Origin of the sequence: Thioalbus denitrificans (assembly GCF_003337735.1) — a bacterium.
GTDB classification, from domain to species: Bacteria; Pseudomonadota; Gammaproteobacteria; order DSM-26407; family DSM-26407; genus Thioalbus; species Thioalbus denitrificans.
Genome location: NZ_QPJY01000003.1, coordinates 52,132 through 66,655, shown reverse-complemented (window position 1 = coordinate 66,655; position 14,524 = coordinate 52,132). Strand labels below are relative to the sequence as shown.

Here is a 14,524-nt window from a genome sequence, read left to right as displayed (position 1 = left end):
GTTGAAGCCAACGACTGTGAAGAAACGCCTGCATCACCACGCCCTGTCCCTGGCCGCCAGGCTCTGGATTCTCTCCGCCGTGCTGGTCATCCTGCTCGCCGCGGGGCTCTCCTTCATGCGCCTGTGGCTGCCGGGGGCGGTGAGCGAGGGGGGCGAACTGGGCGAGTATCTCAGCGGCTACGTGGGCCGGCCGGTGGAGGTGGGCGAGGTGGCCGCCCGCTGGTGGCGCTGGGGGCCGGAGTTCACCCTCCGCGACGTGAAGGTGCTCGACCCCGGCGATCGGCACGTGATGGTGCAGGTGCGCGAGGCGCGCATCGCGGTGGACCTGATCGGCTCCCTGCGCCAACGGACCCTGCAGCCGAGCCGGCTGACCCTGGTGGGCGCACGCATCGGCCTCGAGCGGCTGGCCGGCGGCGGGGTGCGGCTGGCCGGCTTCGGCGCCACCGGCGGGGGCGGGGAGTGGCGCGGTCCGGAGCCGGCCGCCTGGCTGATGGCCCAGTCCCACGTGCTCATCGAGCAGGGTGGGCTGGACTGGCACGACCAGCGCACCGGCACCACCCTGCACCTGGGCGCGCTCACCCTCGGGCTGAGCAACGATGGCGACCGGCACCGGCTCGAGGGCCGGGGGGTGCTGACCGGCACCGAGACCGGACGGGTCCATTTCCTCGCCGACATGCGCGGCGGCGTGGATGCCATGGCGGCGTGGGACGGGCGGCTGTGGCTGGAGACGGAGAACCTGCCCATCGGCCGGCTGCTGGCCGAGATCCGGGAGCTGCCGCCCCTGCCGGATGGCCGGCTCGGCAGCGAGCTGTGGGGCGAGGTGCGCAACGGCCGGCTGGAGACGCTCGAAGGGAGCCTCCGCCTCAATGATCTGCGCCCCCCCGGGGACACGGAGACCCCGCCCGCGGCGCTCTCCTCCGAGCTGCGTCTATCCCGCCTGGCGGATGCCGACGGCTGGGATGTGGCCGTCTCCGGCCTGCGCTACGCCGAGGGCGCGCGGGCCACGCCCCCCACCGATGCCCGGGCGCGCCTGGTCTGGGGCGATGGCCCGCTGCCGGCCGAGCTGCGGGTCCGGGTGGAGCGGGCGGCGGTGGCCGATCTCACCCCCTGGCTCGCGGCCTACCTGCCTCCCGGAATGGCCGCGGCGGTGCGCGGCACGGCGCCCACGGGCTGGCTCGAGGGGCTCGATTTCCTCTTCCGCGATCGGGATGACGGGGCGCCGGAAATGACCATCGGCACCGCCTTCCGGGATCTCGGCTCCCGGGAATGGGAGCGGCTGCCCGGCGTGGCGGGTCTGTCCGGCCGGCTCGTCGCCAGCCCCGGGCAGGGCTGGCTGCAGCTGGACAGCACCGCCGTGCGGGTGGAGCTGCAGCGGCTGTTCCGGGAGCCTCTCGCCTTCACCCGGATCGATGCCGGGTTCAACTGGTGGCGGGATGCCGCCGGCTGGCATGTCAGCAGCCGTGACGGCCTGCTCGGCAACGACGACATCCGCATCCCCCGCCTCGGGCTGGACCTGCTGCTGCCGCCGGAGGGCGGTCCCGAGCTCGACCTGCTGGCGGAGCTGCGCGATGCCGACGGCAGCCGGGTTTCGTCCTACCTGCCGGTGGGCATCATGCCGGAGAAGAGCGTGGCCTGGCTGGATCGGTCCCTGGTCTCGGGGCGGGCCAGCGAGGGTTTCGTGCGCATCGAGGGGCCGCTCCGGGCCTTTCCCTTCGACCATGGCGAGGGCCGGTTCGAGGTGCGGGCCCAGGTGGAGGATTTCGTCCTCGACTACACGCCGGGCTGGCCGCGCCTGGAAGGCATCCGCGCCGAGCTGGCCTTCCTGGGCCGGGGAATGGAGATCCGGGCCAGCGACGGGCGCATCTTCGACAGCCGCATCGAGTCGGCCCGCGCCACCATCGCCGATCTGCATGCCAAGCCGGCGGTCCTGGAGGTGAAGGGGCGCACCCGGGGCCCGGGCGCCGACGGCCTGCGCTACCTGTTCGAGAGCCCCCTCAAGGAGCGCTTCGCCCGCTATCTCTCCACCGCCGAGGTGGAGGGGGAGATAGCGCTGGATCTCGATCTGCGCCTGCCCCTGGCCCGCGTCATGGGCGTGGATCAGCGCGTGGCGGGAGCCGTCCATTTCGACGCCAACACCCTGCGCTTCCGCGACCTGGATCTCGAGCTGGACGCGGCCGGCGGGACGCTGTCGTTCACCCGGCAAAGCCTGACCGGCGCGGGGCTCAAGGCCCGCTACCTGGGCCAGCCGGTGACCCTGGCGGTGGCGACCGGGGCCGGGAACCGGGGGGGGCTCGCGGTGGATGCCAGCGGCCGGATGCCGATCAAGGCCCTGGCCAAGGCCTTCCCCAACCCGGTCTTCGCCTGGACCGACGGGCGGGCGCCGTTCCGGGCCCGGGTGGCGGTGCGGGAGGATCCGGAGACCGGCCGGCTCGCCTCCACCCTGACCGTCAACTCGGATCTGGAGGGGGTCGCGGTGACCCTGCCGGAGCCCCTCGGCAAGCCGGCCGCGTCCCGGCGCCCCCTGGAGCTGACCCTCTCCCTGGGCGCCGGGGAGCGCATCCTGCGCGCCGATTATGGCGGACTCGCCACGGTCGCCGGACGGCTGAAACCCGGCCCGGAGGCGGTGGCCGTGGTGCTGGGAGGCGAGGCGGAGCTCCCCGCGACCCCCGGACTGACCGTGAGCGGCCGGCTGGAGCGGGCGGCGCTGGACGACTGGACGGGCTTGCTGGAGAGCGGCGGGAACGGGGGTGGGCCGGGCCTGACGCGCCTGGACCTGCGGGTGGGTACGCTGGTGGCGCTCGGGCGATCGTTCGAGCAGGTGGGGGTGGTGCTGGTCCCGGGGGAGGATGGGGGCTGGCGGACCACCCTGGACGGGCCGCAGGTGCAGGGCACCGTGGCCATCCCGGCGGACCGCTCGGCGCCGCTGGGCATCGGACTGGAGCGGCTCGTGTGGCCGCCGGCCGCCCCGTCCCCGGCCGGACAGGCCGCGGAGCCGATCGACCCCGCCGGCCTGCCGCCCCTGGCCCTGCGTTGCACCACCCTGGTCTACGACGGGCGGGAGCTGGGGACGCTGATCCTGAATACCGCGCCGGGCGCCGACGGGCTCCAGCTGGAGACCCTGAAGCTGGAGGGCGGCGCCCTGGCGCTCGACGTCACCGGCGACTGGCGCCGGGAAGCCGGCGGCCGGCAGTGGATGCGCCTGAAGGGCCATTTTTCCGCGGGAAATACCGGCAAGGCGCTGGCGAGCCTCGGATTCGCGGTGGGCATCAACGAGGGCAAGGGCCGGGGCGACTTCGAGGTGGTCTGGAGCGGTGGCCCGGGCGATTTCGCGCTCGCGCGGGTGGACGGCGGGATTTCCCTGCGCGTGGACGAGGGGCAGCTCGAGGACGTGCAGCCGGGCGTGGGCCGGGTGTTCGGCCTGCTCAGCCTGCCCGCCCTGCGCCGGCGGCTGTCGCTGGACTTCAGCGACCTGGTGAAGGAGGGCTTCGCCTTCGACCGCATGGAGGGCCACTTCACCCTCGATGGGGGCAATGCCTATACCAACGACTTCTACATCAAGGGCCCCTCGGCGCGCATCGAGGTGGCGGGCCGCACCGGCCTGGTGGCCCGGGACTACGACCAGGTGATTACCGTCACCCCCGAGCTGGGCGGCAGCCTGTCGGTGGCCGGCGCCATCGCCGGCGGGCCCGTGGCCGGCGCCGCGGTGCTGGTGCTGCAGAAGGTCTTCCAGACCCAGATCGAGCAGATCACCCGTGCCCAGTACTCCCTCAAGGGCACCTGGGACGATCCCGAGATGGTGCGCATGCAGCACGAGGAGGACCGCCCCGGCGGCCCGGGCGACCAGCGCTGAGGATGGAACCGCGGATGGGCATGATGGTCGTTGATTGCGGGCGCATCGGCACGCCGGAACCGGATCACCATCGGCGTCGGTGGTGATATGCTTCCGTCTCCGTGCCGGACTGATCGCTAAGGAGTCGCCGTGACGAAAGTCGCCGCCGTGCAGATGGCCTCCGGGCCCAACGTGACCGCCAACCTCTACGAGGCCGAGCGCCTGATCACCAAGGCCGCCGAGGCGGATGCGAGGCTGGTGGTGCTGCCCGAGAACTTCGCCATCATGGGCATGCAGGAGACCGACAAGGTGGCGGTGCGGGAGCCGGAGGGACGGGGGCCGATCCAGGCCTTCCTGGCCGAGCAGGCCCGGCGCCACGGCGTCTGGCTGGTGGGGGGCACGATTCCGCTCGAAGCCTCGGTCCCGGGGAAGGTGCGCGCGGCCTGCCTGGTCTACGACAGCAGCGGCGAGCGGGTGGCGCGTTACGACAAGATGCACCTGTTCGATGTGCGCATCACCGAGAGCGCCGAATCCTACACCGAGTCCCGGACCATCGAGCCCGGTGACGGGCTGACCGTGATCGACACCCCGTTCGGGCGTCTCGGGCTGGCGGTCTGCTACGATCTGCGCTTCCCGGAGCTGTTCCGCGGCCTGTTCGCCCGGGGCATGGAGATCCTGGCCCTGCCGGCGGCCTTCACCGCCATCACCGGCCGTGCCCACTGGGAGGTGCTGGTGCGGGCGCGGGCCATCGAGAACTTCTGCTACGTGGTGGCCTCGGCCCAGGGCGGCTACCACTTCAATGGCCGCGAAACCCACGGCGACAGCATGATCGTGGAGCCCTGGGGCGGCGTGCTGGACCGCCTCCCCCGCGGCTCCGGCGTGGTCCTCGGCGAGGTGAACCTGGAACGGGTCCGCGACATCCGCCGCAACTTCCCCGTCGCCGAGCACCGCCGCCTCGGCTGCGAGGGCACGGAGGCCTGAGCCGGTCTCCGGGAACATTTTTTTATCCGCAGATTACGCAGATTACGCGGATTTGGTTGTCGATAGCGGGGTTGCCCGTCGACAATCCGCGCTTCGGTGGGTCAGCGCGATCCGCCACGCGCATGTTCCAGGTCGGTCATCAGGTTGGCCACCTGCACATCAACTCAACACAAAACATCTGTGTAATCTGCGTAATCTGCGGATAACCGAAAAGACCTTCACGACTACGGGTTCGTCTCCACGGATCAGGCGTTGCGCGGGGCGGTGGTGCGCCTCGGGCCGGCCTGGGCCTCGCCCAGCTTGCGCAGGGCGGGGCCCAGCGAGACGAGGGCGACGTGGACCAGGACCACGGTCAGGGAGCCTTCGGCGAGCCCCTCGTGCAGGTCCTCCCACTCCCACCAGTCGGCGGCCAGGCCGCTCAAACCGACCCCCGTCAGCATGGCCAGCAGCGCCAGCCCCGACAGCGGCGCCAGGGGCGTGCGGCCGCGCAGCGCCGAGAGATCCCCGCCGCCCAGCTTGCGGCCGAAGCTGCGCCACAGCGCCGCCTTCGGCCAGGGCAGGGACCAGGGACTGCGTTCCGGGACAGTGGCCGCCAGCAGCAGCCTAATCGTCAGCAGGCCGAGGAGGGTGTAGCCCGCGAACTGGTGCAGGCCCCGGGCGCCATCGGCTGTGAGATAGGCGATGGTGTAGGCGCCGGCGAACAGGCCGTGCCAGACCAGGAGCAGGTCGAAGGCCTTCGGCAGGCGCGCCTCAGTCATCGTCATCGTCGTGCCCATGGTCGTCGTCAGCGTCGTGATCCCCGGCGCCCAGCACACCGGCGGCGCTGGCGGCGAATCCGCGGTCGAAGAAGGTGCCGTAGGTCACCGCCGCGGCGCCCACCAGCAGGACCCCCAGCAGCACCAGAGTGAAAGCCTTGCGGAACATGGTGTCGGTCTCCCTTGAGTCAGCGTTGGGGACACCTTAGCGGACCCGCCTGAATCGATGCTGAAAGGCTCAGAGCAGGAACAGGGTGGCGAGGCCGAGGAAGGCGAAGAAGCCCACCACGTCGGTGACGGTGGTGAGGACCACGCTGCCGGCGAGCGCCGGGTCGATGCCCATGCGGCGCATGGCCAGCGGCAGGAGCACGCCGCTGAGGGCGGCGATGACGAGATTGATGACGATGGCCGCGGCGATGAGCCAGCCCAGGCGCGGATCCCCGAACCACCACACGGCGACCGCCGCCACCACGGCGGCCCAGACCAGGCTGTTGAGGGCGACCACCGCCAGCTCCTTGAATACCAGCCAGCGGACGTTGCTCTCCACCAGCTGGCCCAGCGCCATGGCGCGGATGGCCAGGGTCAGGGTCTGGCTGCCGGCGATGCCGCCCATGCTGGCCACGATGGGCATGAGCACGGCCAGGGCCACCACCTGGGCGATGGTCTTCTCGAACAGGCCGATGACCCAGGCGGCGGCGAAGGCGGTGAGCAGGTTGATGCCCAGCCATACGGCGCGGCGCCGGGCGCTCGGCAGGATGGGGGCGAAGGTGTCCTCGTCCTCGCCCAGGCCGGCCATGCCCAGCAGGGAGTGCTCGGCCTCGTCGCGGATGACGTCCACCACGTCGTCCACGGTGATGCGCCCGATGAGCCGGCCGCTGGCGTCCACCACCGGGCTCGAGACCAGGTCCATGCGCTCGAACCGGGCCGCTACCTCGCTGGCGGTCAGCTCGGCCGGCATGGGCTTCACCTCGGTGTTCATCACCTCCCCCACGGAGAGGTCGGGATCCCGGGTGAGGAGATCCGACAGCGGCAGCACCCCCAGGTAGTTGTCCTGGCGATCCACCACGATGAGGTTGTCGGTCATCTCCGGGATCTCGCCCCGCAGGCGCAGGTAGCGCAGCACCACGTCCAGCGTCACGTCGGCCCGCACCGTCAGGGTGTCGGTGTTCATCAGGCCGCCGGCGGTGTCTTCGTCGTAGGACAGGGCCTTGGCGACCCGCTGGCGGTCCTGCTCGTCCATCGACTGCAGGACTTCGTGGATGACCGCGCCGGGGAGGTCCTGGAGGATGTCGACGATGTCGTCCACGTCCAGGCCTTCGGTGGCCGCGGCCAGGGCCTGGGGGTCCATCTCGCGCAGGAAGGCCGCGCGCACCTCTTCGCCGAGGTACTGGAGGATGTCGCCGTGGCGCTCCTCGCGGAGCAGGCCCCAGAGCACGTGGCGCTCCTTGGGCGGCATGGACTCCAGCAGGTGGGCCACTTCGGCCGCATGCAGGGTGTTGAGCATGCGGCGCACCGGCAGGAATGCACCGCTTTCGAGCGCGTTGCTCAGCGAGTGCAGCCGGGCTTCGGTGCGGTCCTGTGGGCTGGTGTCCGTCATGGCGGCCTCTGGGGGCTTGGCGGCGCGGAACGCATGCGCCGCCGGGTGCGGGCGTTGTCGAGTTTATAGCACCGGGGACCAAAACGCAGCCGGGGAGGAGGGCTGTTCAGCCAGTACGGACACGATTTTTCTAACCGCAGATTAACGCGATTTTCGTTGCTGCAACTGTTTTCGAATTGCGGACCCGGACTATTGATTCACGCCAATGGCGTGAATCTGCGGTCAGAGAAAGAAGAGCCGTGACGAGGCGGGTGGGCTGTACGCCTACTCCGCTTCGCCGAAGCGCTCGTCGATGAGGGTCCGGAGGGCTTCGAGGGCGGCGTCGGCGTCGGGGCCCTCGGCGTCGATCTCCACCTCGGTGCCGCGGCTGGCGGCGAGCATCATCACGCCGAGGATGCTTTTGCCGTTCACCTCGCGCTCGCCGCGGCGCAGGGTGACGCTGGATTCGAAGGCGGAGGCGGTCTTGACGAACTTGGCGGCGGCGCGGGCGTGCAGGCCCAGCTTGTTGATGATGGTGGTCTGCAGGGTGGGCATCAGGGCAGGGCGCGGGGTGCGCGTTTCTCCTCCGGGCAGCAGTCGATGATGCCGTCGCGCCCGCCGCTCAGGGCCTTCTGGGCCAGTTCGTCGAGATTGAGCTGGGGGTAGTTGAGAACCCGCAGGAGCATGGGCAGGTTCACGCCGGAAACCACCCGCACCCCTTTCGGGTCGAGCAGGGAGTGGGCGATGTTGCTCGGCGTGGAGCCGTAGATGTCGGTGAGCACCAGCACGCCGTCGCCCTGGTCCAGGCGCTGCAGCTGGGCCCGGGCCTCTTCCCGCAGCTGGTCGGGGTCGCAGTCGGAGCGGACCACCAGCGTCTCGGTGCAGAGCGGGCAGATGCCCAGGGTGCCGACGGCGCTGGAGAGCAGCTCCTCGCCGATGCGGTTGTGGGTGATCACCAGGAGTCCGACAGTCATGAGAGCTCCCTGTGGCGGGTCTGTACGTTGTCGCGCTGGCCGCGGAAATGGCGGGACAGGCGCGAGACCAGGTAGACGGAACGGTGGTGGCCTCCGGTGCAGCCGATGGAGACCGTGAGGTAGCTGCGGTTGTTGGTCTCGAAGGCCGGGATCCAGTATTCCAGAAAGTCGCGGATCTGGTTGTACATGGCGTTCACCTCCGGGTGCGCCTCCAGAAACGCGATGACCTCCGCGTCTTCGCCGGTGAGCCGGCGCAGGGTCGGCTCCCAGTAGGGGTTGGGCAGGCAGCGCACGTCGAAGACGATGTCGGTATCGGTGGGGATGCCGCGCTTGTAGCCGAAGGACTGGAACAGCAGCGACAGTTCCCCGATCCGCTTGCCCGCCACCCGTTCGCGGATGATGTCGCGCAGCTGGTAGATGTTGAGCGCGCTGGTGTCCACCCGCAGATCGGCCAGGGAGGCGATGGAGCCGAGCAGCTCCCGCTCGCGGTCGATGGCCTCGCGCAGGGGCAGGTCGCCGCGGCTCAGGGGATGGCGCCGGCGGGTTTCGCTGAAGCGCTTCAGCAGCACCGGGTTTTCGGCGTCGAGGAAGATGATCTGACAGCCCAGGCCGCGGGCCTTGACCGCGGCCAGGATCTCCGGGAAGCGGGCCAGGTCGGCGGGCAGGTTGCGCGCGTCGATGCTCACCGCGGTCCGCCCGCCGCGGGGCAGGGCGCCGGCTTCGCTGAGCTGCTCGGCCAGGGCCGGCAGCAGGCCGACCGGGAGGTTGTCCACGCAGTAGTACTCCAGGTCCTCCAGGGTCTGCAGGGCGATGCTCTTGCCCGAGCCCGACAGACCGCTGATGACCACCAGGTTCATGCCGGTCCCCGCTCGATGTGGGCCCGCTGGCGTTCGATGAACTCGGTGCCGGCGTCGTAGCCCCGGCTCTTGAGCAGCTCGTTGCGCACGGCGGCCTCCACCAGCACCGCCAGGTTGCGTCCCTCCGCCACCGGAATGGTCACCTCGGGCACCTCGATGCCGAGCATTTCGCGGCGGCGCTGGACGCCGTGCAGCCGGTCGATGGCCGCGAGTTCATGGCCTTCCATCTCCTTGAGGTGTATCACCAGGTCCAGTACATGCTCCGGTGCCAGGGCGCTGTCGCCGAACATGGCCCGCACGTTGAGTATGCCCAGTCCGCGAACTTCAAGGAAGTCGTGCAGCGGCTCCGGGCAGTAGCCCACCAGCATGCGCGGAACGGTATTGGCGAACTCCGGGGCATCGTCGGCGATGAGCCGGTGCCCGCGGCTGAGCAGGGCGAGGGCCAGTTCGCTCTTGCCGATGCCGCTCTCGCCGCTGAGCAGCACACCGGCGCCCAGCACCTCCATGAACACGCCGTGGACGGTGATGCGCGCCGAGAGGGACTGGGTGAGATAGAAGTTGAGACGGTTGATCAGCCGCCGGGGTTCCAGGCGGGAGCTGAACAGGGGAAATCCGCTCCGCTCCGCGTGCTCCACCAGCCGGGGCGGGGGCGCGCCGTCCCCCGTCAGGATGGCGAGGACCGCCGGTGCCGCGAACGGATCCCGGGCCGGATCCGCCTCCCGCTCCAGCCACGCCAGCTCGGCGTCGGTCAGCAGGGGAATCGCGTGGGGATGTATCGGGTTGTAGAAGCCCGCGAGCCCGGTCACGGGGAGATCCGGGAGGCTCAGGGAACGTTCGCCGCCGGCCTGGCCGGCAATCCAGGTGAGGCAGAGATTCTCCTGCTGGACTTCAAACAGGTTTTGTATGCTGATCGTCCGGGGCATCCGTTTCGGCGGCCTCGTAACTCAGGATCGTCTGGAGCAGCGCTGCCGCGTCGGGTGCCTCGCGCAGCCGTTGCCGGGCCTCTTCGTCGCTGAACAGCTGGGCCAGCCGTGCCAGGACCTCGAGGTGCTCCTCGGTGGCGTTCTCGGGCACCAGCAGCGCGAACAGCAGGTCCACCGGCTTGTCGTCGATGGCGTCGAAGTCGATGGGCTCCTGCAGGTGCGCCAGCGCGCCGATGACGTGGTCGCTGTTCTTCAGCCGTCCGTGGGGAATGGCGATACCGTGGCCGATGCCGGTGCTGCCGAGGCGCTCGCGGGCGATGAGGCTCTCGAACACCTCGGTGGGGTCCAGCTCCGGCTCGTCAGTCGCCGCCAGGCCGCCGAGGAATTCCAGCGCGCGCTTCTTGCTGCCGGCGATGACGTCGGTCGCGGTGCGTTCGAGGGTCAGGATGTCACGCAGGTGCATGGTGATTCGTCACTGTGCGGGGCGATCCGTTCGATTTCAATCGTCTGGCGTCTCTCACTGGTCTCGGTCCGGGTCCGCCGCGGTTGTCGTGGGTTCGAGTCCGGGACGGGGCTGACGGGGCCGCCGGCCCCGTCAGCCCTCCCCGGTTCCGGGCTCAGGCGCGCTTGGCGCTCTCGTGGTTGTGAGCCTGGGACTTTTCCTTGTGCTTCTTCACCTGCCGGTCGAGCTTGTCCACCAGGGCATCGATGGCCGCGTACATGTCATCGTGCTCGGCGTCGGCGTACAGTTCGGCCCCGCTCAGATGGATGGTGGCCTCGGCTTTCTGCCGCAGCTTCTCCACGCCCAGGATCACGTGCACGTTGGTGATGTTGTCGAAATGGCGTTCGACCTTCTCCAGCTTCGAGTTCACATAGTCGCGCAGTGCCGGGGTGATGTCGACGTGATGACCGGTGATGTTGGTCTGCATAGCTGACTCCTTAAGCCTTATAGCAGGCGCTTTCTTTCGTTTGATGGCGGTATCGCCATGACCTCGCGGTACTTTGCGATGGTCCTGCGTGCCACATTGACTCCCTGATCAGACAGGATTTTTGCGATCTTGCTGTCGCTGAGCGGCTTGGACGGGTGCTCGGCGGCGATGAGCTTCTTGATGAGCGCCCGGATCGCCGTGGAGGAGGCCTCGCCTCCGCTCGCCGTACTGACGTGGCTGGAGAAGAAGTATTTCAGCTCAAAGATACCACGGGGGGTGAGCATGTACTTCTGGGTGGTGACCCGGGAGATGGTGGACTCGTGCATCTCCACCGCTTCGGCGATGTCGTGCAGGACGAGGGGCTTCATGGCCTCCTCGCCGTGCTCCAGGAAGCCGCGCTGGTGCTCCACGATGCAGGTGGCCACCTTCAGCAGGGTCTCGTTGCGGCTCTGGATGCTCTTCAGGAACCAGCGCGCCTCCTGCAACTGGGTGCGCAGGAAGTTGTTGTCCTGGCTGTTGTCGGCCCGGCGCACGAGGGCGGCGTAGCTGGGGTTCACGCGCAGTCGCGGGGAGGCCTCCGGGTTGAGCTCCACCAGCCAGCTGCCCCGGTGCTTGCGCACGGTGACATCCGGCACCACGTACTGGGGCTCCTCGCCGCCCACCTCGTTGCCGGGGCGGGGGTTGAGGGTCTGGATCAGCTGGATGACCTCGCGCAGCTCGTCCTCGCTGATCTTCATCCGCCGCTGGACCTGGGCGTAGTCGCGGGAGCCCAGCAGTTCCAGGTGGTTTTCCACCAGGTTCAGCGCCTCGCTGCGCCAGGGCGTGGCGGCGGGCAGCTGGCGCAGCTGCAGGGACAGGCATTCGCCCAGGTTGCGGGCGCCCACCCCGAGGGGGTCGAAGGTCTGGATGCGGTGCAGGACCGCCTCCAGCTCGTCGAGCTCCACCTCGAACTCGGGGTCGAGGCTGGCCAGGAGCTCCTCCAGCGTGGCGCCGAGGTAGCCGCGTTCGTCGATGGCGTCGATGAGCAGCCGGGCCAGTTCCAGGTCGCGGTCGTTGAAATGGGCGAGGCTGGCCTGCCAGAGGAGGTGCTCCTGGAGCGACTCGCCCCCATGGCTGACATTGGCGAACTCCTGCTCGTCACCCTCGTCGGGCCCGGAATTGCTGCTGGGCACGTCGTAGATGTCGTCCCAGGCGCTGTCCACCGGGAGGTCCGCGGGAATGTCCGCGTCGTTGCGCTCGAGGTCGAGGTCGCGGTCCTCGGCCTCGCTGCCCGACGTCGATGGCGCCTCCGCCTCACCCGACGCTTCGACCTCGTCCTCCGCCAGCTCCAGCATGGGATTGGTCTCCAGCGCCTCCTGGACCTCCATCTGCAGGTCGAGCGCTGAGAGCTGCAGCAGCTTGATGGCCTGCTGCAGCTGCGGCGTCATGGTGAGTTGCTGGCTCAGCCGGAGCTGAATGGAGGGTTTCATACGGCGCGTCGTCGTCTAGGCGTAAACGGATATCCGGTATCCGTTGTCGTTATGTCCGGATTGTAACGCAAATAACATGCCGTGCAGATAGGGGCACGGGCCGCGCGGGTATCCCCGCGACCGGGGAGGCGGGAAGTCACAGGCGGAACTCGTGGCCCAGGTAGACGTCCCGGACCTGGCTGTTGTCGAGGATTTCGGCCGGCGTGCCGTGGGCGATGCCGTTGCCGTTGCTCATGATGTAGGCGCGGTCGCAGATGCCGAGGGTCTCGCGGACGTTGTGGTCGGTAATCAGGATCCCGATGCCGCGGTCGCGCAGGTGGCTGATGATGCGCTGGATATCGAGTACCGAGAGGGGGTCCACGCCGGCGAAGGGCTCGTCCAGCAGGATGAAGCGGGGCTCGGTCGCCAGCGCCCGGGCAATCTCCACCCGCCGCCGCTCGCCGCCGGAGAGGCTGATGCCGAGATTGTCGTGGAGATGGCCCACGTGGAACTCGTGCATGAGGCTGTCGGCGAGCCGCCGGCGCTTGCCGGGCGTGAGATCCCGGCGCAGCTCCAGGATGGCCATGATGTTCTGCTCGACGGTGAGCTTGCGGAATACCGAGGCTTCCTGGGGCAGGTAGCCGATGCCGCGCCGGGCGCGAATGTGCATGGGCTCCCGGGTCAGGTCGGCTCCATCCATGGTGATGGCGCCGCTGTCGCAGCGCACCAGGCCCACGATCATGTAGAAGCAGGTGGTCTTGCCGGCGCCGTTCGGGCCCAGCAGGCCCACCACCTCGCCGCTCTCCACCCGCAGGGAGACATCGCGGACCACCTCGCGGGCGCCGTAGCGTTTGCCCAGCCCGCGGGTTTCCAGGACGCTCATTGCTTGCTGTCGCCGCCCCTGGAGGGGACGATGGTCATCTGCACCCGGCCCGGCTTGCCGCCCTCGCCGCTGCCGCCGGTGGCCAGCACCGACTCGCGCTGCAGGTCATATTCAATACGCTGCCCGCTGAACGTATTGCGCCCCTGGGTCACCTTCGCCTCGCCGATGAGCACCAGCATGCGGCTCTTGCCCTGGTATTCCAGCTTCTTCGCCTCGGCGGTCACGTCCTTGTTCCGGCCCTCGGGGCGCTGGCGGAAACGCACCGGGTTGCCGGTGGCGGTAATCTGGGACAGCTCGCCGCCGGCGGCGTGGACCACCAGCCGGTCGGCGTGCAGCTCGATGCTGCCCTGGGTCAGGACCACCCGCCCGGTATAGGTGCTGACGCCCGTGGCCTCGTTCAGCTCCGCCTGGTCGGCCTCGAGGCTGATGGGCTTGTCGCTGTCGCCGGACAGGGCCAGGGCCGCCCCCGGCAGGGCGAGGAGCAGCAGCAGTACACTGGTGTACTGCTTCACTCTTGGCGGTACATTCAGAGCCCCCCGAAAGTGCCAGGACAAGGCGCGGTGCGCAGGCAATGGCCCGGTCCTTGTCAAGCACCGCAACGCGGTCATGGTGCTTTCGGGGGGCTCCCTTCGGGCGAGCCGCTGGCCGGCCATCTGCGGCGTTGCGCTCTCTTGAAAGGACCCTGCCATTCCTGCGAGAGCGCGCCTTGCAGCTAACCGGCCAGCAACTCGCTGAACGTGCCTCCAAGAGTGAAGCAGTACACTAACGGCGGTTCGGTTCATGGGTGGCCTTCACCTTGGACTGTAGCAGCAGCCTCTCCTCCCGCAGGAAGGCCCGCATGCCGGTTGCGTTGATCATATCACCCCCGCGGGTGATGGAAACCTCGCGGTCGGTCTCCAGGTACTCCTGCTCCACCAGGACGCGCAGGTCGTGGGTGCGCAGGGTCAGGCCGGGATCGGCGGCGGTGGGCGCCTGCTCGGCCAGGACCTGCCCGGGGAGAAACACCAGTGCGCCGTCCTCGGTGACCCGTGCCCGCTCGGCGGTCACCACCCAGGGCGCACCCTGTTGGGGGTAGTGCACCAGCCGGGCCGTCTCCAGCTCCGTGCTGTCATCGTCGGGATAGTGCTGCAGGCGCTTGCCGGTCAGGCGCTGGATGGGCACCCCCTCGAGGTTCATGCGCACCGCGGAGAAGCCCTCGAACCAGTAGTCGGGATCGTGGCGCTGCACGTCCGTCCGGGTCGGCCACCAGGGTTCGTAGCGATAGGCGAACAGGCTGCTCAGCCCCGCGAGCAGGCCGAGGACGAGAAGGCCTGCGGTGGTGGGGCTGAGGCGGGGCAGGGGGAACCGGGGCATGGGGAACCGGGGCATG

15 protein-coding genes are annotated in these 14,524 nt (G+C 69.5%); 2 read left to right on the top strand and 13 right to left on the bottom strand.

The features are described 5' to 3' along the window. Window positions 1–16 precede the first annotated feature (16 nt). Together DFQ59_RS08585 and DFQ59_RS08580 are read left to right on the top strand one after the other, a co-directional pair. Window positions 17–3,850, top strand: a complete 3,834-nt coding sequence (locus DFQ59_RS08585; protein WP_170142095.1) for a YhdP family protein — start codon at window positions 17–19, stop codon at window positions 3,848–3,850. Window positions 3,851–3,979: 129 nt separating this feature from the next. Beyond that, window positions 3,980–4,810, top strand: coding sequence for a carbon-nitrogen hydrolase family protein (locus tag DFQ59_RS08580; protein WP_114279288.1), 831 nt, complete (start codon window positions 3,980–3,982; stop codon window positions 4,808–4,810). Between the two features lie 245 nt (window positions 4,811–5,055). Here the strand turns inward: DFQ59_RS08580 and DFQ59_RS08575 are convergent, their stop codons facing one another. The 13 genes from DFQ59_RS08575 to lptC form a co-directional block, all read right to left on the bottom strand. Beyond that, entirely contained in the window at window positions 5,056–5,568 is a 513-nt protein-coding gene (locus DFQ59_RS08575) for a cytochrome b/b6 domain-containing protein (protein WP_170142094.1), read from the bottom strand. After that, entirely contained in the window at window positions 5,561–5,734 is a 174-nt protein-coding gene (locus tag DFQ59_RS19810) for a hypothetical protein (protein ID WP_170142093.1), read from the bottom strand. Before DFQ59_RS19810 ends, DFQ59_RS08575 begins: the two co-directional genes overlap by 8 nt. A gap of 69 nt (window positions 5,735–5,803) precedes the next feature. Further along, window positions 5,804–7,162, bottom strand: coding sequence for a magnesium transporter (mgtE, locus tag DFQ59_RS08570; protein ID WP_114279286.1), 1,359 nt, complete (start codon window positions 7,160–7,162; stop codon window positions 5,804–5,806). A 264-nt stretch (window positions 7,163–7,426) separates the two neighbouring features. Beyond that, window positions 7,427–7,696, bottom strand: a complete 270-nt coding sequence (locus DFQ59_RS08565) for an HPr family phosphocarrier protein (protein ID WP_114279285.1) — start codon at window positions 7,694–7,696, stop codon at window positions 7,427–7,429. Continuing rightward, window positions 7,696–8,115 (bottom strand): PTS sugar transporter subunit IIA, encoded by a 420-nt coding sequence (locus DFQ59_RS08560; protein WP_114279284.1) that lies wholly within the window; start codon window positions 8,113–8,115, stop codon window positions 7,696–7,698. Before DFQ59_RS08560 ends, DFQ59_RS08565 begins: the two co-directional genes overlap by 1 nt. Beyond that, window positions 8,112–8,972, bottom strand: coding sequence for an RNase adapter RapZ (rapZ, locus tag DFQ59_RS08555; RefSeq protein WP_114279283.1), 861 nt, complete (start codon window positions 8,970–8,972; stop codon window positions 8,112–8,114). Before rapZ ends, DFQ59_RS08560 begins: the two co-directional genes overlap by 4 nt. Then, window positions 8,969–9,895 (bottom strand): HPr(Ser) kinase/phosphatase, encoded by a 927-nt coding sequence (gene hprK, locus DFQ59_RS08550; protein ID WP_114279282.1) that lies wholly within the window; start codon window positions 9,893–9,895, stop codon window positions 8,969–8,971. The genes rapZ and hprK overlap by 4 nt, the downstream gene beginning before the upstream one ends. Beyond that, window positions 9,861–10,358 (bottom strand): PTS IIA-like nitrogen regulatory protein PtsN, encoded by a 498-nt coding sequence (gene ptsN / locus DFQ59_RS08545; RefSeq protein ID WP_114279281.1) that lies wholly within the window; start codon window positions 10,356–10,358, stop codon window positions 9,861–9,863. Before ptsN ends, hprK begins: the two co-directional genes overlap by 35 nt. Before the next feature lie 154 nt (window positions 10,359–10,512). Beyond that, a complete protein-coding gene (hpf, locus tag DFQ59_RS08540; RefSeq protein WP_114279280.1) occupies window positions 10,513–10,824 on the bottom strand; it encodes a ribosome hibernation-promoting factor, HPF/YfiA family in 312 nt (103 codons plus the stop codon). Window positions 10,825–10,841: 17 nt separating this feature from the next. Then, window positions 10,842–12,293 carry an RNA polymerase factor sigma-54 gene (locus tag DFQ59_RS08535; RefSeq protein WP_114279279.1) on the bottom strand — a complete coding sequence of 484 codons (1,452 nt, stop codon included), beginning with the start codon at window positions 12,291–12,293 and terminating at the stop codon, window positions 10,842–10,844. Window positions 12,294–12,429: 136 nt separating this feature from the next. Further along, a complete protein-coding gene (gene lptB, locus DFQ59_RS08530; RefSeq protein ID WP_114279278.1) occupies window positions 12,430–13,155 on the bottom strand; it encodes an LPS export ABC transporter ATP-binding protein in 726 nt (241 codons plus the stop codon). Continuing rightward, window positions 13,152–13,667 carry a lipopolysaccharide transport periplasmic protein LptA gene (gene lptA, locus DFQ59_RS08525; RefSeq protein ID WP_170142092.1) on the bottom strand — a complete coding sequence of 172 codons (516 nt, stop codon included), beginning with the start codon at window positions 13,665–13,667 and terminating at the stop codon, window positions 13,152–13,154. The genes lptB and lptA overlap by 4 nt, the downstream gene beginning before the upstream one ends. A gap of 250 nt (window positions 13,668–13,917) precedes the next feature. Beyond that, window positions 13,918–14,523 (bottom strand): LPS export ABC transporter periplasmic protein LptC, encoded by a 606-nt coding sequence (lptC, locus tag DFQ59_RS08520; RefSeq protein WP_114279276.1) that lies wholly within the window; start codon window positions 14,521–14,523, stop codon window positions 13,918–13,920. Window position 14,524: the final 1 nt, after the last annotated feature.